At 67.3% G+C, this 18,215-nt stretch carries 20 protein-coding genes; 10 read left to right on the plus strand and 10 right to left on the minus strand.

Annotated elements, in window-relative coordinates; translation table 11 throughout:
• Positions 1-50: 50 nt before the first annotated feature.
• Complete coding sequence (locus DBO33_RS36975; RefSeq protein WP_107660917.1) at positions 51-617, minus strand: DUF4245 domain-containing protein; 567 nt, start codon at positions 615-617, stop codon at positions 51-53.
• 190 nt (positions 618-807) lie between these two features.
• On the opposite strand from DBO33_RS36975, the gene glpX reads away from it, so the two are divergent.
• Positions 808-1,851 carry a class II fructose-bisphosphatase gene (gene glpX, locus DBO33_RS36980; protein ID WP_107659175.1) on the plus strand — a complete coding sequence of 348 codons (1,044 nt, stop codon included), beginning with the start codon at positions 808-810 and terminating at the stop codon, positions 1,849-1,851.
• Between the two features lie 204 nt (positions 1,852-2,055).
• Entirely contained in the window at positions 2,056-3,459 is a 1,404-nt protein-coding gene (locus DBO33_RS36985) for a class II fumarate hydratase (protein ID WP_107660918.1), read from the plus strand.
• Positions 3,460-3,807: 348 nt separating this feature from the next.
• Here the strand turns inward: DBO33_RS36985 and DBO33_RS36990 are convergent, their stop codons facing one another.
• From DBO33_RS36990 to DBO33_RS37000, 3 genes are all read right to left on the minus strand, one after another.
• On the minus strand, positions 3,808-4,665 hold the full coding sequence (locus DBO33_RS36990; RefSeq protein ID WP_107659176.1) for an acyl-ACP desaturase: 858 nt from the start codon (positions 4,663-4,665) through the stop codon (positions 3,808-3,810).
• A 102-nt stretch (positions 4,666-4,767) separates the two neighbouring features.
• Positions 4,768-5,328, minus strand: coding sequence for an LGFP repeat-containing protein (locus DBO33_RS36995; RefSeq protein WP_107660919.1), 561 nt, complete (start codon positions 5,326-5,328; stop codon positions 4,768-4,770).
• A 175-nt stretch (positions 5,329-5,503) separates the two neighbouring features.
• A complete protein-coding gene (locus tag DBO33_RS37000; RefSeq protein WP_107660920.1) occupies positions 5,504-6,889 on the minus strand; it encodes a PhoH family protein in 1,386 nt (461 codons plus the stop codon).
• A 316-nt stretch (positions 6,890-7,205) separates the two neighbouring features.
• Between DBO33_RS37000 and DBO33_RS37005 the strand changes: the two genes are divergently transcribed.
• Positions 7,206-7,478 (plus strand): hypothetical protein, encoded by a 273-nt coding sequence (locus DBO33_RS37005; RefSeq protein ID WP_107659177.1) that lies wholly within the window; start codon positions 7,206-7,208, stop codon positions 7,476-7,478.
• 39 nt (positions 7,479-7,517) lie between these two features.
• Here the strand turns inward: DBO33_RS37005 and DBO33_RS37010 are convergent, their stop codons facing one another.
• Positions 7,518-7,724, minus strand: a complete 207-nt coding sequence (locus DBO33_RS37010) for a ferredoxin (RefSeq protein WP_107659178.1) — start codon at positions 7,722-7,724, stop codon at positions 7,518-7,520.
• A gap of 13 nt (positions 7,725-7,737) precedes the next feature.
• Positions 7,738-8,922 carry a cytochrome P450 gene (locus DBO33_RS37015; protein WP_107659179.1) on the minus strand — a complete coding sequence of 395 codons (1,185 nt, stop codon included), beginning with the start codon at positions 8,920-8,922 and terminating at the stop codon, positions 7,738-7,740.
• 237 nt (positions 8,923-9,159) lie between these two features.
• Between DBO33_RS37015 and DBO33_RS37020 the strand changes: the two genes are divergently transcribed.
• Positions 9,160-9,870, plus strand: coding sequence for a GbsR/MarR family transcriptional regulator (locus tag DBO33_RS37020; protein ID WP_107659180.1), 711 nt, complete (start codon positions 9,160-9,162; stop codon positions 9,868-9,870).
• Positions 9,871-9,880: 10 nt separating this feature from the next.
• Here the strand turns inward: DBO33_RS37020 and DBO33_RS37025 are convergent, their stop codons facing one another.
• On the minus strand, positions 9,881-10,300 hold the full coding sequence (locus DBO33_RS37025) for a limonene-1,2-epoxide hydrolase family protein (RefSeq protein WP_107659181.1): 420 nt from the start codon (positions 10,298-10,300) through the stop codon (positions 9,881-9,883).
• 52 nt (positions 10,301-10,352) lie between these two features.
• Positions 10,353-11,096: a TetR/AcrR family transcriptional regulator gene (locus DBO33_RS37030; RefSeq protein WP_107659182.1), complete on the minus strand. Its 744-nt coding sequence runs from the start codon at positions 11,094-11,096 to the stop codon at positions 10,353-10,355.
• 112 nt (positions 11,097-11,208) lie between these two features.
• Here DBO33_RS37030 and DBO33_RS37035 point away from each other — a divergent pair, with 112 nt between their 5' ends.
• From DBO33_RS37035 to DBO33_RS37055, 5 genes are all read left to right on the plus strand, one after another.
• Entirely contained in the window at positions 11,209-12,405 is a 1,197-nt protein-coding gene (locus tag DBO33_RS37035) for an FAD-dependent monooxygenase (RefSeq protein ID WP_107659183.1), read from the plus strand.
• Positions 12,406-12,575: 170 nt separating this feature from the next.
• Positions 12,576-12,965, plus strand: coding sequence for a hypothetical protein (locus DBO33_RS37040; protein ID WP_107659184.1), 390 nt, complete (start codon positions 12,576-12,578; stop codon positions 12,963-12,965).
• Entirely contained in the window at positions 12,962-13,549 is a 588-nt protein-coding gene (locus DBO33_RS37045; RefSeq protein ID WP_107659185.1) for a DUF3558 domain-containing protein, read from the plus strand. Before DBO33_RS37040 ends, DBO33_RS37045 begins: the two co-directional genes overlap by 4 nt.
• Before the next feature lie 22 nt (positions 13,550-13,571).
• The gene (locus DBO33_RS37050; RefSeq protein ID WP_107659186.1) at positions 13,572-14,789 is read left to right on the plus strand and encodes a hypothetical protein; all 1,218 of its coding nucleotides are present in this window, start codon (positions 13,572-13,574) and stop codon (positions 14,787-14,789) included.
• Positions 14,786-15,529, plus strand: a complete 744-nt coding sequence (locus tag DBO33_RS37055; protein ID WP_107659187.1) for an ESX secretion-associated protein EspG — start codon at positions 14,786-14,788, stop codon at positions 15,527-15,529. Before DBO33_RS37050 ends, DBO33_RS37055 begins: the two co-directional genes overlap by 4 nt.
• A 191-nt stretch (positions 15,530-15,720) precedes the next feature.
• Here the strand turns inward: DBO33_RS37055 and glyA are convergent, their stop codons facing one another.
• Together glyA and DBO33_RS37065 are read right to left on the minus strand one after the other, a co-directional pair.
• Positions 15,721-17,016 carry a serine hydroxymethyltransferase gene (gene glyA, locus DBO33_RS37060; RefSeq protein WP_107659188.1) on the minus strand — a complete coding sequence of 432 codons (1,296 nt, stop codon included), beginning with the start codon at positions 17,014-17,016 and terminating at the stop codon, positions 15,721-15,723.
• 9 nt (positions 17,017-17,025) lie between these two features.
• The gene (locus tag DBO33_RS37065) at positions 17,026-17,658 is read right to left on the minus strand and encodes a TetR/AcrR family transcriptional regulator (protein WP_107660921.1); all 633 of its coding nucleotides are present in this window, start codon (positions 17,656-17,658) and stop codon (positions 17,026-17,028) included.
• 95 nt (positions 17,659-17,753) lie between these two features.
• On the opposite strand from DBO33_RS37065, the gene DBO33_RS37070 reads away from it, so the two are divergent.
• The gene (locus DBO33_RS37070; RefSeq protein ID WP_107660922.1) at positions 17,754-18,212 is read left to right on the plus strand and encodes a PaaI family thioesterase; all 459 of its coding nucleotides are present in this window, start codon (positions 17,754-17,756) and stop codon (positions 18,210-18,212) included.
• Positions 18,213-18,215 lie beyond the last annotated feature (3 nt).

Consider the following 18,215-nt stretch of genomic DNA (forward strand, 5'->3'; position numbering starts at 1 on the left):
TCGTCCGCTGCGCACGACCCCATTCATCAGGGCCCGACACACACCTGGGGTCAGGGCTTGATCGGCGGAGCGGCTGTGATGGCTTGCGCGAGCGTGACGAACGACTCACGTTGACCGGCGCCGGTGATGAGCACCCGCACCTGGCCGAGGTCAGTGATCCAAGCCGATTCCGAGCCGGGCTCGGCGTAGACGATCCATTTCTGGTCGCCGATCTGCTCGGTACCGGTGGCGTAGCGGGAGCCGAGCACGAATCGGGACAGGGCTTCCTCGGTCGCGCTGCTCTGGCTGAAGCGCATGTAGGCGCCGTGGTTGGTGATATAGCCGACAGTGCTGATCGGTCCGCCGCCGGTGCCGCTGATGTTCTCCCGGCTGCCGGAGTTGGGCGTCCAGTCGGCGGGCACGGCCGGGTTCCGGATGGGGAACGGCAGGCTGCGGGCGTCGGAGGTGAGCGCGGCCTTCGCATCGAAGTGCGGGATCTGCCCCTGCGTCGGACCCTTTGCGGCGAAACTGCATTGGCTCGCCAGGCCGGCGAAAACCACGGCGATCAATACGAGGGGGATCAGCGACCAGAACAGATCCCGGTAGTCGTTCATGATGCGTGGCTTTTGCGGGGACACGCACTCAGTATCCACTCGCGCGTCCGGCGCTCCCGCACGCACCCCGATCGACCGAGCAGGGTGTACGCCCGTCTCAGTTCGAGTGAGACAATCGTCCGGACCGACGCGCGCGGTCATGCAGCTTGCGTTAACCCCAGGACCCCGCGCGCGGCGCACAGCTTTTGTACCGACGCACAGGAGGCACCCCGCAATGACGGCATCTTCCCCGACACCGAGCCGCCGCGAGGCGCCGGACCGCAACCTCGCGCTCGAGCTGGTCCGCGTCACCGAGGCCGGTGCGATGGCCGCAGGCCGGTGGGTCGGTCGCGGCGACAAGGAGGGGGGCGACGGCGCCGCGGTCGACGCGATGCGCCAGTTGGTCAACTCGGTCTCCATGCGCGGCGTGGTCGTCATCGGCGAGGGCGAGAAGGACGAGGCGCCCATGCTGTTCAACGGCGAACTCGTCGGTGACGGCACCGGACCCGAGGTCGATTTCGCGGTCGACCCGGTCGACGGCACCACGCTGATGTCGAAGGGCTCCCCCGGCGCCATCGCGGTGCTCGCGGTCGCCCAGCGCGGCGCGATGTTCGACCCGTCCGCGGTGTTCTACATGAGCAAGATCGCGGTCGGCCCGGACGCCGCCGACGTGATCGACATCTCGGTCCCGATCGGCGAGAACATCCGCCGGGTCGCCAAGGCCAAGGGCCTGTCGAAGTCGGACCTGACCGTCTGCATCCTGGACCGCCCCCGGCATGCCGAGCTGATCCAGCAGGTCCGGGACGCGGGCGCGCGCATCCGGCTGATCTCCGACGGCGACGTCGCGGGCGCCATCGCCGCGGCCAGGCCCGACTCGGGCACCGACATCCTGGTCGGCGTCGGTGGCACCCCCGAGGGCATCATCGCGGCCGCGGCGATGCGCTGTATGGGTGGCGAGCTGCAAGGCATGCTGGCCCCGACAGACGACGACGAGCGGCAGAAGGCGATCGACGCGGGCCACGATCTGGATCGGGTGCTCACCACCGAGGACCTGGTGGCCGGCGACAACGTCTTCTTCTGCGCCACCGGCGTCACCGACGGCGACCTGCTGCGCGGCGTGCGCTACTACGGCGGCGGCGCGTCCACCCAGTCGATCGTGATGCGCTCCAAGTCCGGCACGGTCCGGATGATCGACGCCTACCACCGCCTGACGAAGCTGCGCGAGTACTCCTCGGTCGACTTCATCGGTGACGAGCACGCGGTGCCGCCGCTGCCCTGATCCGGCACCATCGAGAACCAGAGACGCGCAGGCATCCCCTGCGCGTCTCTGCTTTTACAAGCCCCTCGCGGCGAGTCGAATGGCCGCGCGCCGCGACCTGTCGACCACCTCGCGGATATTCCGGGTGCGGCGCAGCCGAGGGTGTGCGAATCACTACAGGCGTGGCAGCCCCATGACGGTCGTCTCGGGCATATGGTCGGAAACATGACGGAGGAGACGCAGTACCGCATCGAGCACGACACCATGGGCGAGGTCAGGGTCCCGGTGGACGCGCTGTGGCGGGCGCAGACCCAGCGGGCCGTGGAGAACTTCCCGATCAGCGGACGCGGCCTGGAGCGCGCGCAGATCCGCGCGCTCGGCCTGCTGAAGGCCGCCTGCGCCAAGGTGAATCGGGATCTGGGGCTGCTCGACCCCGCGAAGGCCAACGCCATCATCGCCGCCGCCGACGAGATCGCCGCGGGCAAGCACGACGACCAGTTCCCGATCGATGTTTTCCAGACCGGCTCGGGCACCAGCTCGAACATGAACGCCAACGAGGTGATCGCCTCGATCGCGAAGGCGAACGGCGTGACCGTGCACCCGAACGACGACGTGAACATGTCGCAGTCGTCCAACGACACCTTCCCGACCGCGGTGCATCTCGCCGCGACCGAGGCGATCATCACCGACCTGGTGCCCGCGCTCGAGCATCTGCGGCTGGCCCTGCTGGACAAGTCGACCGAGTGGCGGACCGTGGTCAAGTCAGGCCGCACCCACCTGATGGACGCGGTGCCGGTGACCCTCGGCCAGGAGTTCGGCGGTTACACCCGCCAGATCGCCGCGGGCATCGACCGTCTCATGGCGACGCTGCCGCGCCTCGGTGAGCTGCCCATCGGCGGCACCGCGGTGGGCACCGGCCTCAATGCGCCAGACGGTTTCGGCGGCAAGGTCGTTGCGGAGCTGGTCCGTTCGACCGGTCTCGACGCGCTGCGTGAGGCCAGGGATCACTTCGAGGCGCAAGCCGCCCGGGACGGACTGGTCGAGGCGTCGGGTGCGGCGCGCACCGTCGCGGTGAGTCTCACCAAGATCGCCAACGACATTCGCTGGATGGGCTCGGGCCCGCTGACCGGCCTCGGCGAACTCCAGCTGCCCGATCTGCAGCCCGGCAGTTCGATCATGCCCGGCAAGGTCAATCCCGTGCTGCCCGAGGCGGTTACGCAGGTCGCGGCGCAGGTGATCGGCAACGACGCCGCTGTCGCGTTCGGCGGCGCGAACGGCGCCTTCGAACTGAATGTCTATATCCCGGTGATGGCGCGCAATCTGCTCGAGTCGATTCGGTTGCTCGCCAATGTTTCCCGGCTCTTCGCCGACAAGTGTGTGCGCGGACTGGTCGCCAATGTGGACCACCTCCGCACCTTGGCGGAGTCCTCGCCCTCCATTGTTACCCCGCTGAATTCGGCGATCGGTTACGAAGAGGCGGCGGCGGTTGCCAAAGAAGCGTTGAAGCACAAGAAGACAATTCGCCAGACGGTTATCGATCGCGGTCTGCTCGATGAGAAGCTCACCGAGGAAGAACTCGACCGCCGATTGGATGTGCTGTCCATGGCGAAGGTCGAAGACCAGAAATAGCAATTACTTTCGCCGCCGCGCGAGCGTCACGTCGGACTCCCTCATACTGGTCCGACGTGACGCTCGACGGAGCGTGGGCGTGGGTAGGTCAGCCTGGCCGAAATACCCACGCGAGGGGACATCAGAAGATGATGCCGAGCGCCTTCAGGAACGCCTTGGCACCGACACCGAAGAGGGAAACCATGCCCTCGACAATTGCTCCAACCATGATTCTTTCCTTTCTCGCTTCCGCATAATGCGGATGTACTCAGCTAATCGCTGGCGACATCGCGTGTGTTTCATCACAACTACGCGAAAAAGAAAAGAATCCGGTCGGCGCGGTAAAACCACGCGCCGACCGGGGGTAATTCAGTCGCGCAGATGCGCGAGTTCGGCGCGAGCCGCTTCGCCGGCTTCACCGAGATCGGTCCGAGTGAAGACGTTCCACCGCTTCAGCAGCGGCTTGAAGACCAACTCGTTCTCCTTGGCCGGGTCGTAGATCCCGGCTACGGCGAGCACCTCATCGCTGGTGCGGCCGTCGGCCAGCGTCACCGAGGGCACCTTGAAGTCGGCGACCTGGTCGGCGATGGCGCGCATCGCCTGATCGGGCGCCACGTTCAGGCCCGCCTCGACCAGCTCGGCGAACACGACCGCCTGCATCTCGTCGTCGAGCGCGATGCGCTCGGCGATCGCGGTGACCATCGGGCTCTCGCCGAGCGCCGCGGTGTTGCGATGCCGGATGGCGGCGGCGACCTCTTCGAAGGCGCAGGCGGCCAGCACGTCGAGCAGGTGCATGCCGGGGCGGCGGAAGCCGTCGGTCATGTGCTTCATCCGCATCCGCTCCAGCTCGACCGGGTCCACCGCCCGGGTCACCATGAGGAAGTTGCGGATCATGATCTCGTGGCGGTTCTCCTCGGCGGTCCACCGGCCGACCCAGCGCCACCACGCGCCGGTGCGCAGGTACTTGCCCAGCTCGCGATGGTACGAGGGCAGGTTGTCCGCGATCAGCACGCTGACGGTCAACGCCAGCTTGGCGACCTCGCTGAGCTCGGACTGCTCCGGCGCCCAGTCGGTCCCGTGGAGAAACGCGAAGTTACGGCCGTCGTCCCACGGCACGAAGTCGTGCGGCTGCCATCCGTCGGCGGCGTCGATGTGGCGACGCAGAATGGATTCCACGTCCAGCGCGAGGGATTCGAGCAACTCGCGATCGGTCAAGAGAGTTTGCACCTAGACAACCTAGCGGTTGAGCCCGAGATACGGGCATTCATTGGATGAGACTGGACGGGCGCCCGGGACCGGCTGAGCCGTCCCGGGCGCCGAACCGACTACCTACTTCGGCGTGACGGTCGTCTTGCCGTCGACCCAGGTGATGGTGCCACCGGAGAAGTCGCTCTCCTTGCCGCCCGCGATGTCCTTCTCGTCGCTGGTGGGGTAGCCGAGCTTGCCCTTGGCGCCGCCGTTGTCTTCCCACGCCTTGCGGATCTCGCCCCAGACGATGTGCGGCTGGCCGTCCTTGGCCTTGTACACGGTGCCGCCGACGAAGTCCTGGTACTTGCCGTCGTCGGGTCCGTCTTCCTGCGCTTCCAGCGGAGCGCCGAGCGGGCCCGCCGGGCCACCGGTCTGCACGTACTTGTCGAAAATGTGCCCGGAGACGGCGATGTCGCCACGCTGCGTCGCGATCTTGGTCTCCTCCGCGGCACCAGAGGTGTGCTCCTCGGTGGTGCCCATCGGGACCGTGGTGGTCATCAGCGCCGAGGCCGCCGACGCTCCCGCCGAAGCCGCGCTGTCGTTCTTGTCGTCGTCGTCATTGCTGCTGCAGCCGGCGATGATCAGGCCGGTCGCGGCGAGCAGGGCAGTGTATCCAGCCGTTCGTCGAGCGAAGTGGTGCATTTCCATCCTCTCGAAAGTGGCTACCGAAAACGTCGCCGACTCGGTGACGCCGCTGGCAGCCTAGGCCGATGTTCAGCAATGACCCGGCGAATCCACCAGGGACACGCCGGGTCATACCGAACAGCTATCGCCGGGATATTACCCGGCAACTGTGAGGGGAAACACACCAACCGACTCAGGCGTTGGGTCCGTACTCCTCCAGCATCTCGGTCACCAGCGCCGCGATCGGCGAGCGCTCACTGCGGGTCAGCGTGATGTGCGCGAACAACGGGTGACCCTTGAGCTTTTCGATCACCGCGGCGACGCCGTCGTGCCGGCCGACCCGCAGGTTGTCGCGCTGGGCGACGTCGTGGGTGAGCACCACCCGTGAACCGGTGCCGAGCCGGCTGAGCACCGTGAGCAGCACATTGCGTTCCAGCGACTGGGCCTCGTCCACGATCACGAACGAGTCGTGCAGCGACCGGCCGCGAATGTGGGTGAGCGGCAACACCTCCAGCATGTCGCGGGCGAGCACCTCCTCCATCACCTCACGGCTGGCCAGCCCGTCGAGGGTGTCGAAGACTGCCTGGGCCCACGGGCCCATCTTCTCGCTCTCGCTGCCCGGCAGGTAACCGAGTTCCTGACCACCGACCGCGTAGAGCGGGCGGAAGACAACCACCTTTCGCTGAGTTCGCCGCTCCAGCACCGCCTCCAGGCCCGCGGTCAACGCGAGCGCGGATTTGCCGGTACCCGCCCGGCCGCCGAGCGAGACGATGCCGATGCTCTCGTCCAGCAGCAGATCGAGCGCGATGCGCTGCTCGGCGGAGCGGCCGTGCAGGCCGAACGCCTCGCGTTCGCGCACCAGCTGGACCCGCTTGTCCGGGGTGACCCGGCCGAGCGCGCTGGAGCTGCTACCCAGCAGCCGGATTCCGGTGTGGCAGGGCAGTTCCCGGGCGTCGTCCAGGTCGAGCACCGACTCCGAGTAGAGCTGGTCGATCTGTCCCGAGCTGACGTCGAGCTCCACCATGCCGGACCAGCCGGAGGTGACGACGTCCTGTGCGTGATATTCGTCGGCTTGCAAGCCCACCGCACTCGCTTTGACCCGTAGCGGAATGTCCTTGGACACCAGCACCACCTGACGGCCCTCGGCCGCCAGATTGAGTGCACAGGCCAGGATTCGGGAATCATTGGTGTCGGTGCGGAAGCCGACCGGAAGGACCGCGGGATCGGTGTGGTTCAGTTCCACCTGCAGCGTTCCACCCTCGGTGCCGATCGGCACCTGCTGATCCAGCCTGCCGTGCAGCAAGCGCAGATCGTCCAGGTTGCGCAGGGCTTCCCGCGCGAACCAGCCCAATTCGTGGTGATGCCGTTTGCCTTCGAGTTCGCTGATGACCACCAGCGGTAGCACGACATCGTGTTCGCCGAACCGGGTGAACGCCCAGGGATCGGACAGCAGAACCGACGTGTCGATGACGAAGGTATTGGCGAGGGAATGCGAGGGGTGTGCACCCTTCGCGGCGGTTCCGCCTTTCGCGGGACGGGGTTGCGCCGGGGGGGCGGGGACGGAGCGTGATGCAGTCACGGTGGGCTCCTCTGTGCCCACGCGGCACCCGCGCGAACGATCTCGCTGGACCGGTCCGTCCTGATGGGACCTGACGTTGCCGTCAGATGCCACGAGGGCCGGGTGCCGGCCCCCTCGTACTGAATAGCTCAGTCACGGTCAGGACCTCCCGTACGAGCCACACCGCCGCGGCCCGCACCAACGACGCTACCGCCGAACTACGCTTCCCCGCTCCCGCACAGGTAGGCGTGTCCGTGAATTTGTCGTTAACCTCACTCGCCGACGCGAACGACCGGGCCGTGGCCGCCGCGCCGAGGCGCCGGTTAGAGTCGCTGGCATGGCCGGTAACGAGGACCTGGAGAAGCTGTCGTCGAAGGAACTGCACGATCGCGCGGTGAAGCTCGCCGTGCGGCACGGGGACGTCAAGTTCCTGTGGCGGTTGCTCACCTCGATCCCGGCCGCCGAGGCCGCCGCGGGCAACCTCGGCGAGAGCGAAGCCGACATCAAGTACGTGCTGCCGATGATCGACGACTACATCCACGCGGGTGACGGTGAGGTCGCCGAGGTGCTGCGGCCGTTCTATCTGGAGTATCTGAACGAGCACAGCTGAGTGACCGCTCAGGTGTGATTCATCCCACCTGAGCTGCGATTACGATGTTCCGTCCGGAACGACGTCGATGGCGCCGGACGGACAAGCGTGCTCCGCCTCTCGTGCCACCGCATGCCGAGCGGGCAGCGGCGCGGGATCGAGCAGCCGCACCTTTCCGTCGTCGGTGTCCTGATCGAAAACCTCGGGTGCGAGCAGCGCGCACATGCCCGCGCCGATGCAGCGGTGCCGGTCGATGGTGATCTTCATCGGTGCCCGCCCGTTACCAGGTGACCGGGAGCCGGTGCACGCCGTAGATGTCCATGTCGTGCCGCAACGGAACCCCTTCGGCCGGGACAGCCAGCCGCAACGTCGGGAAGCGACGCACCAAGGCGGGCAACGCGACTCGCATCTCGACGCGGGCAAGTTGCTGACCGAGGCACTGGTGGATGCCGTGCCCGAAGCCGACATGTCCGACGGCGTTGCGCCGGATGTCGAAGGTGTCGGGATCGTCGAACTTGGCCGGGTCACGGTTGGCCGCCTGGGTCGACAGCGCGACCGTCTCCCCCGCCTTGATCAGCTGACCGTCCAGCTCGACATCCTCGAGCGCCACCCGCGACGAGGTGTGCACGATGCTCAGGTAACGCATGAGCTCCTCGACGGTCTGATCGGCGAGTTCGGGCCGGGCGCGGAGCTCGGCGAGCTGGTCGGGATGCGACAGCAGGGCGAAGGTGCCCAGCGCCAGCATGTTCGCCGTGGTGTCCAGGCCCGCGCCGAGCAGAAGGGTGCCGATGACGGCGAGCTCGTCATCGGTCAGGTCGCTGTCGGTGAGGTCGCTCAGCAGGTCGTCGGCGGGCTCGGCGCGCTTGGCCAGCACCAAGGTGCGCAGGTACTTCTCGCCGTCGGCGAAGGCCGCCACCCGCTCGTCGACGGACGCGGCCATGTCGTTGGCCACGGCGACGAGCTCGCGGAAGGTGTCGCGCTCGGCGGACGGAACGCCGAGCAACTCACAGATGGTCAGCGCGGGAACGGGGAAGGCGAACGCCTCGATCAAGTCGACCGGCCCGCCGTCGCGGACCATGGCGTCCAGATGGTCGGCCGTGATCTCCTCGACGCGCTCGGTAAGCATGGCCATCCGGCGCACGGTGAACTTGCCGGACAACAGTTTTCGATAGCGCGTGTGTTCCGGTGGGTCGACACCGAGCAGGTCGCCCGGCGTCGCGGGCGGCATCGGGCCGCCATCGGCCAGCGGGTTGTGCCCGAGTTCGTAGCGCACGCTGAAGCGCGGGTCGGCGAAGACCGCGCGGACGGTCGCGTGCCCGGTGGCGAGCCAGCCTTGATGGCCGTCGGGGAAAGTCATGCGCACCAGCGGGCGCAGCGCGGCCAGTTCCGCGGGCGGGTCGAAGGGGCAACGGGCCGGGCGCGTGGTGGGGAGTTCGACGGATTCGGAGAGTGGTCGATGCACCATGATTCCTACTTCGTTCGAGTTTGGATATGCCCGAACGCTACGTTGCATTCAATTATCTTCCAACGATGAAAGCAGGCTATCAAGCGATTTCAGCAGGTAGATTCCAGAATTGAATTGCAATGAATATGCCGCTGAATGCACCTGTCTGACATAGGTATTGCAATGGTCTGCCACTGAGCGCAATACTCGCGGAATGGTTCGGCACGGCGAACCACTCGCCAGCGAGGGAGGCGGCGCATGCCGGGTGGCAGGTTGACCCAGGACGATCGCAGGCAGATCGCCGAGGGCCTCGCGCAAGGTCTCGGGTACGCCGAGATCGCCAGGCAGCTGAACCGGCCTACCTCCACCGTCAGCCGGGAAGTCATGCGCAACGGCGGACCCGGTCGCTACCACCCTGGGCGTGCGCACAGAGCGACCGAGTTACGCGCGCGTCGGCACCGATCGCGCGGCGTGACGGCCGAAAGTGCCCCGGCGGCAGGCGATGTGGTGCTCGACGAATTCGTGACGCAGTTCGTCGCGCAGATCACCAGGACCGGAGTTCCGCGCACCGCGGCGGCCGCGCTGGCCTGCCTCTACACCACCGACAGCGGCAGCCTCACCGCCGCCGAACTGGCGCAACGACTTCGGGTCAGCCCGGCCACCATCTCCGCGGCCATCAACATGCTCGAAACCCAGGGCCTCTTGCAACGGGAACGCGATGCCCGCAGCCGCCGGGATCGCTACTTCGTCGACGACAACATCTGGGTGCACGCGACAATGGTCAGCGCGCAACAGGTGTGCGAGCTGGCCGCGGTGACCCGGCGCGGCGCCGAGTTGCTCGGCAGCGACACACCGGCAGGGGTACGCGCGTACAACACCAGCCGATTCCTCGACTTCGTCGGCCACGACATGGTCGAATCCGCCGAACGCTGGCGAAAACTGCTCCAGCAGCAGCGGACTCAGGACTGAGCCGGCCGGTTCAGTCGCGGGAGAACACGGCGCGCCATACCCCGACGGCGGTGCCGCGCAAGAAGTTCTCCCAGCTGAAGTGGTCGTGCCACAGGATGATCCGGCCGTCGCGCAGCTCGAAGGTGCCGGTCACCCAGAAGCCGATCTTCACCGGGCCGAACTGCAGAAAGTCGGTGCGGTCGGTGAGCACGATATTGCCGTCGGCGGCGATGTGGTGCACGTCGACCTCGAAACCGAACGGGTCCCGGTTCAGGTTCCGCAGTATCTTGCGCGCCAGCCCGCCGCCGACATCGGGCAGCGAGGTGTTCTTCCATACAGCGTCCGGGTGCAGCAGTTCCAACGCCTCGTCGACGGCGCCGAGTTCGAGCGCGGAAAGAAACTCCCGCACCGTGGTGATCGCGTCCTGCTGAAGTTCGAGGTCCTGGGTCATGGTCCGACGATAGGCCCTGGCCGGGGGCAGTGGGGAGTTCAGGCGGGCCGATTCAGCCGCCGGCTCGGCGGGCGATCAGGACGCCCAAGCCGTCCAGCACGCGTTCGATACCGAAGTGCAGGGCGTTGTTCGCACCGCCGGAGTCCGGTGCGGTGCTTACCGCCGCAGCCTCCGCCGCGAAGGCCGCGGCGACAGCAGGGTAGCGATCGCCGGCCACGGTCATCATCTCGGCGAACTGCGCGGCGAACTGCACCGACGGATCGTCGCCGAGCGGTTGGGTCTGCTGGACCAGGCTACGGACGTGGCCGTTGACCAGCACGATGGTGTCGAGCTGCTCCGACCCGGTGAGTCCGGTGCCGGCGAGTGCGACGAGGGCGCTTTCCATCCAGCCCATTTCATTGGGGCCGAGCGGACGCGCACCGATGGTCAGTTCGATGGCCCAGGGATGCGCACGGTAGCGCTGGTAGAGCGTCTCGGCCCACCGGCGCAGCCCGGCTCGCCAGCGCTCGGCCTGCGGAACATCGTGCACCGCAGCGGTATCCGGCGGTGTGCCCATCGCGGCGTCGAGCATCAGCGCGGTCAGCTGCTCCTTGCCCGGCACATATCGGTACAGCGACATCTTGGTGAAACCGAGCCGCTCGGCCAGCCGCTGCATGGACAGGTTCGCCAGGCCTTCGGCATCCACGAGTGCGATCGCCTCGGCCACGATCCCCTCCAGCGAGAGGGCTGGTTTCGGGCCGCGCTTGGGCCGCTGCTGGGTGCCCCACAGCAGCTGCACGGTGGTCGGCGTCGGCATTGCCAGATCCTTTCGACGGCAGCTTGACTCGCAAACTGTGTCTACCATACGCTGATCTGTGTCCGACGGAAACAGAATCCCTCGGACACAGATACTCGTCGATGGAGCACTCATGCGTAACCAGACCGTCCTCATCTCCGGCGCCAGCGTCGCGGGCCCTGCCCTCGCCTACTGGCTGCACCGCTACGGCTTCACCGTCACCGTGGTCGAGCGGGCCCGAGGCCTGCGGCCGGGCGGTCAGGCCATCGACTTCAAGGGCCGCACCCAGCTGACCGTGCTGGACCGCATGGGCCTGCGCGACGACCTCGAGCAGCGCAGGACCGGCACCACCGACACCGTCTTCGTCGACGCGAACGGCAACCGGCTCGCCACCATGTCCGGCGACTTCACCGGCGGAGACCTGGAGATCCTGCGCGGCGATCTCGCCGAGATCATGTACCAGCACACTGCGGACCACTGCGAATATCTGTTCGGCGATTCGATCAGCGCGCTCACCGAGCTCGCCGACGGCGTGCACGTCGAGTTCGAGCACGGGCCCGCGCGCACCTTCGACCTGGTCTTCGGCGCCGACGGCATCCACTCCCGGGTACGCGGACTCGTCTTCGGACCGGAAAAGGACTTCGTCGAATACCTCGGCCACTACTACTGCATCGCCGGCGCGGCCAAGTCTGCTGCGGACGCCACCGGACCACGGGCACGCGCCACCGCCTACGGCCACAACACGCCGGGCAAACTCGCCATCAGCGGCGGCCCGAAAGCGCAACAGTTCTACATGTTCGCGTCCCCCGAACTCGACTACTCCCGCGACGACACCGCCGCTCAGCAGCGCATCATCGAGCAGGTCTTCGCCGACGTGCGCTGGGACGTACCGCAGATGCTCAGCGAGCTGGCCGACTTCGACGACATCTACCTCGATTCGCTCAGCCGGATGCGCATGACGGCCGGCTACACCAAGGGGCGGGTCGCGCTGGTCGGCGACTCGGCCTACGGAAACACGTTGGCGGGCTTCGGCTCCGGGCTCGCGCTCATCGGCGCGTACGTCATCGCCGGCGAACTCGCCGTCGCCGACGGCGATTACACGGTGGCCTTCGCCCGCTACGACGAGATCATGCGGAGCTACGCCAAGATCGCCGACAACAACAACACGGGAAAGTTCCTCGCGCCGAAAACGGCCCTCGGCATCCGAGTGCGCAACTGGTTCCTCGGATCGTGGTTGTTCACCCTCATGGCGAAGTACGCCGACAAGGCCGCCAACGACATCGACCTGCAGGACTACCCGGCCATGGTGCGGCAACGCGAGATCAACTGAAAGCGTTGGCCGCAGGGAGTTTTCGATCTTCCTCGCCAATTCGAGGCCGACCGGTATGCGCGGTCGATGCGCCGATCCGGTCGCACCGGAGAATCCGCTGTGTTTCGATGGAACCGAAGCCGGGCGGGGCGCGTCTATAGGGTCAGAGGCACTCATGAAAGGGGACGGTGATGGCGGTGGACAGCCCGTTTCCCGGGTACATCGAGGATGCGAAGGCCGGGGCGTTGACGGTGCGGATGGATCCGCAGGGTTTCGTCGATATCGACAAGGCGTGCGAGGAGCTGATCAATCAGCTGACCGGCATCCGGGCCGACGCACGTGACCTCGGCGAGAAAACCTCCTGGGGCCTCGGCGAGAGCAATCCGCGCCTGTCGTCGGCCGTCGAACTCGTACAACTGTTCCGCGAGAAGGCATTCGGCGGACCGAACAACGCCTACGACACCCTCAGCGACTACGTCACGGTCGCCGAGGAGATCAGGGCGATGTTCAAGGCCATCTGCGAGACCTACCAGCGCACCGATGCCGAATTCGCGGCAAAGTTGCAGGAGATCAGCGCATGAGTCTTGGCCAGCAGGGGAGCCGTTCGCCAGGAATCGGTTTCGCGGCTGCGGCACTCCTGGCGGCCCTGCTGACGGGGTGCGGCACCGAGGCGAAGACGTCCGGCACACCGACAACGTCGACGGCGACCGCGCCATCTGCCACCAAGACAACGGGATCCGATCCACAAGCCACCTTCGATCCATGCACCGCACTCACACCGCAATTCCTCGGTACGCACCAATGGGACGCGTTGCCGCCCTCGCCGAAGCAGAACACTGCGGGCGGCATCAGCTGGAAGGGCTGCCGCTACGTCGCCAAGGCCGGCTACGGCTTCACCATCGAGACCACCAATGGAACCCTCGAGCAAGTACGTCAGAAGTTCCCTGCGGCCGTGGACATCTCGATCAGCGGTCGCAAGGCGCTGCGCTATGAAGCCCGGCCGGACGTTCCCGGTGGATGCTCGATCAACGTCGAGACGAAGAGCGGCTCGCTGTATCTGCTCGTAGACGACCCGACCGGCAAGCATCCACGCAAACTGTCGCCCTGCGACACCGCCACCGAAATCGCCCACGCAGTCGCACCACTGCTGCCCGCGGGCAGCTGAACAATCCCACGGGGGAGCGATCATGAGACAGACCGACGGCCGCGCGATCACCAATCCCGAGAACGCGCAGAGCTTCACACACGCCGAGATCAAGCAGGCGGCCGACGAGATGAACCCGGCCGGGCTCGGCAGCGCGTTCGACGCCTGGTCGAAGATCGCGGCGGCGGTGACGAACGCCGGTCATCAATTCGAGACGGCGATCAAGCAGGCGGTCGAACAGCATTGGGAGGGTGCGGCGGCCGACAGTGCGGTGCGTGGCATCCGGGACTACGCGACCAGGGTCGGTGAGTTCGGCGAGACGCTGAACGCGCAGAGCACGCCCTTGTCGCAGGCGGCGAGCGCGGCCGCGAAGTTCAAGATGTCGGTGCCCGACGTGGTGGACACCTCGACCAATCCGCGCGGAGCCGAGCTACGGAACTCCAGCGAAGAGCAGGCCCGCGACGAGATGACCACCCAGTACATCCAGCCGTACGGGACCACCGCCCCCGCCATTCCAACACTGCCGCCGCCGATCCACCCGATCGCCATACCGACGCCCGGCGGTGACAGCAGTATCGACCCCGGTACCACCCCGGGCACGAGCACAAGTCCCGCCGACAACCGTTCGGGCACTGCGGATTCCAGCAAGCAGGCCGCGACAGCCGAGGCCGACAACCCGACGGAAGCCGGGACCTCCGAAACCGAGGCCACCTCGGAAGAGACCACTCCACAGGCGGTTTCGCAGGAGCAGGGCAACAACGGGGTGCCGACCACTCCTGCCGCCACAACGACGGCCGCGACCACGAACTCCCCGCTCACCACCCCGGCCAGTACGGCAAGCCCGATCACTTCGGCGTTCCCCACCAGCACGCTCCCGTCCACCCCGACGACGGTCGCGGCCGCCGCGGCGAACGGAACTCCGAGCAGGTCGGGCACACCGAGCACTTCCGCCATGCCCAGCACCTCCGCGAGCCCCAGCACGTCCGCGAGCCCGCGCAGCGAAGCTCAACCCGGCACCTCACGCCCCGCACCACCTGCCACCACCACTGGTGCCGCCGGACCACAACCCGCCGCCACCCCCGGCCGACCGGGCACCCCGGGTGTCGCCGGCTATCCCGGCATGTTTCCGCACGGAGCCCGCAGCCGCGGCGAGGACGACGACGAACACAAGTCCCCCGGCTACTTGCGCACCGCCGAGCACGCCAAAGAACTACTGGGTGAAAGGGAGAAGACTGTGCCGCCGGTGATCGGCGAGAAATGACGGGGCAGTGGTCGCTGTCCGCCGAGCAGTTCGCGGCGGCCTGGTTCGGTACCGGCCTCGACCGCTTACCTTTTCCATTCCGCTTCACCAGCCGATTCCCCGGCCTGCGTGAATACCAGACCTACCAGCAAGAATTCCGGGACGAGCTGGCCCGCCCGGAACGCGTCCCGCTCTCGCGTGCCCTCACCGTGCTGGCCCGACCCGATTGGCGCATCGAGCTTTTCGGCTACGACAACACCCGCGACGGCCTCGAACTGCGCGCGATCGGCTGCGCCACCCGCGGCGGCGCCGGCGTGATCGCGCAGCAGACCCCCGCCCCCACCGGCGGCCGGATTCAGTTGCGCCGCTGCCGAACCGAGCAACTCGCGACCGAGCTGGTGCGCCTGCTACCGAACACCGGCGCGGGCACCACCGGCGAAAAATCGTTCCTGCTGGACGATCTCACCGACGAACGCCCCGACCTCTTCGGCAACGCCGAAGCCAGCGAGGTGAAGGAACGCTACCGCCGCTTCTGGCGCCAGCCCTGTGCCACCCGAGGCACCGCGACGGTCCTGCTCGGCCCCCGCAACGCCGAACCACTGCGCACCGGTCGCCTCCGGTGGATCGACGCCGCCGACGGCCGGTATTTCGAGGTCCCCGCCAACCGCGCCTTAATGATCCGCCCCGGCACCAGCGCCGACATCATCCGATATCTGGACGACGCGATCGCCCGCGCCAGGGCCAGAATGGATTCCGCGTAGCGTCGCCCACAACAATGGCCGGCGTAGATCCCGACCTCCGGGCGCTGACCAGCGGCAGCAGCGGGCCGTTCGGGCGCTGAATAGCGGCAACAGCAACCAGTCAGGTGCCGAGTAGCGGCGTACAACTCGGGCTCGTACCTCCGGCAAACACCGAAAATACGAGCCCGACAAAGTTTCGCGACGACGCAGGCTCAGCCGAGCAGGCGCCAGTCCTCCAGCCCGTCGTACAGCGGAACACTCTGCGCCAGCTTGGTCACTCGACCGCGCAGGGTCTCCACATCGGAGGTACCGGCGAGCGCGGTGCCGATGATGTCGGCGACCTCGGTGAACTCGGTGTCGCCGAAACCACGGGTGGCCAGCGCGGCGGTGCCGATGCGCAGGCCGGAGGTGACCATCGGCGGGCGGGGGTCGAACGGAACGGCGTTGCGGTTCACCGTGATGCCGATCTCGTGCAGCAGATCCTCGCCCTGCTGGCCGTCGAGCTCGGAGTTGCGCAGGTCGACGAGCACCAGGTGCACGTCGGTGCCGCCGGTGAGCACGCTGACGCCCTTGTTCTTGACGTCGTCGGCGGTGAGCCGCTCCGCCAGGATCTTGGCGCCGGACAGGGTGCGCTCCTGGCGCTCCTTGAATTCACTGCTCGCGGCGATCTTGAAGGCGACGGCCTTGGCGGCGATGGCGTGCATGAGCGGGCCGCCCTGCTGGCCGGGGAAGACCGCGCTGTTCAGCTTCTTGGCGAACTCCTGCTTGGCCAGGATCACGCCGGAGCGCGGACCGCCGAGGGTCTTGTGCACGGTGGAGGACACCACGTCGGCGTGCGGCACCGGCGAGGGGTGCAGGCCTGCCGCGACCAGACCGGCGAAGTGCGCCATGTCCACCCACAGGTAGGCACCCACCTCGTCGGCGATCGAGCGGAACGCGGCGAAGTCCTGCTGGCGCGGGTAGGCCGACCAGCCTGCCACGATCACCTTCGGCCGGGCGTCGAGCGCGGTCTTGCGCACCTCGTCCATGTCGATGCGGTGGTCTTCTTTGCTGACGCCGTAGAAGTGCGTCTCGTACAGCTTGCCGGAGAAGTTCAGCCGCATGCCGTGGGTCAGGTGCCCGCCGTGCGCGAGGTCGAGGCCGAGCAGCCGGTCGCCGGGGTTCATCAGCGCCATCAGCACCGCGGCGTTCGCCTGCGCGCCGGAATGCGGCTGCACATGGGCGAATTCGGCGCCGAAGAGTTCCTTGACGCGGTCGGGGGCGAGGGTCTCGACGACGTCGACGTGTTCGCAACCGCCGTAGTAGCGCCGGCCGGGGTAACCCTCGGCGTACTTGTTGGTGAGCACGCTGCCCTGCGCCTGCAGCACCGCGCGCGGCACGAAATTCTCCGAGGCGATCATCTCGAGCGTGTCTCGTTCGCGAGCGAGTTCACCCGCCATCGCGGCGGCGAGCTCCGGATCGAGCTCACCGAGAGACTGAGTATTGACCGAGGCCGTCGTCTGCGTCACGGCCTCAGTCTATTGGCCGCCGCTGTGCTGTTCGGCACGGGGTTCGCCCGATGTCGCGACCGCGCCATCGCCTTCGGCCGGGGCGGGGAGGTAGTGGTCGAGCAGAACCGAGAGGTGCTTTTGCGCGTCGGTCAGCGGCTGGGTCGACTTCACCGCGCGCGACTGCACGATGGCGCCCTCCATCGCGCTGATCACGAAACTGGCGAAGGACTTCGCTTCCGCGTCGGGTAGGCCTGCGGTGGCGAAGCCGGCCCCGAGTTTGTCGTGCCAGTCGGCGAAGGCCGCGCCTGCCGCGGCTTGGATGTCGGGTTCGGATTCGGCGAGCGCCGCGCCGACGATCGGGCAGCCGGTGCGGTACGAGCTGGTCTGCAACGTGGTGACCCACCAGCCGATCAGCGCCTCCAGCCACCGATCGGGTGACCGGGACGCGGTGATCTTCTCGATCACGGTCGCGAGGCGAGCACCCGCGATCGTGGTCGCGGTGGCGACCAGCTCGCTCTTTCCGGACGGAAAGTGCTGGTAGAGCGAGTTGCGGGAGGCCTTGCCGCGGTCGAGCAGCGCGGTCAGGCCCGCCGCGTGCACGCCCTGTACGCGCACCAGGTCGATGGCGCTCTCGATCAGCCGCGCGCGTGGGCCGGTCATGCCAGCTCCCTCCGGTACCTGCTTGCGTGAACCGATCGGTTCATGCTCCAATCATGACAGATGTGGACCGATCGGTTCACCGAAAGGACGAATCAATGTCGGAAACCACGCTTGATCTGGCGCAACTGTCCGGCCTGGAGCTGCTCCGGACGGCCATGACGATGGAGGGGCGGCCACCGTTCATCGGCGACCTGCTCGGCATGGAGGTGGACCTGCTCGAGCAGGGCAAGGTGGTGTTCGCGCTGCGCACCCGTCCCGACTTCGCCAACCCGCTCGGCACCACGCACGGCGGCATCTGCGCCACCCTGCTGGACTCGGTGATGGGCTGCGCGGTGCACTCGACGCTCGAGGCGGGCGTCGGCTACACCACGCTGGAGCTGAAGATCAACTACATCCGCGCCGTGCCCACCGACGGCCAGCGGCTCACCGCTACCGGCACCACCATCCACGTCGGCCGCACCACCGCGACCGCGGAGGGCCGGGTCGTCGACGAGCAGGGCCGCTTGGTCGCGCACGCCACCACCACCTGCGTCATCTTCCGTGGAAACCGTTGAGAC

The sequence above is a fragment of the Nocardia suismassiliense genome, from assembly GCF_900269665.1.
Taxonomy (GTDB): Bacteria; Actinomycetota; Actinomycetes; order Mycobacteriales; family Mycobacteriaceae; genus Nocardia; species Nocardia suismassiliense.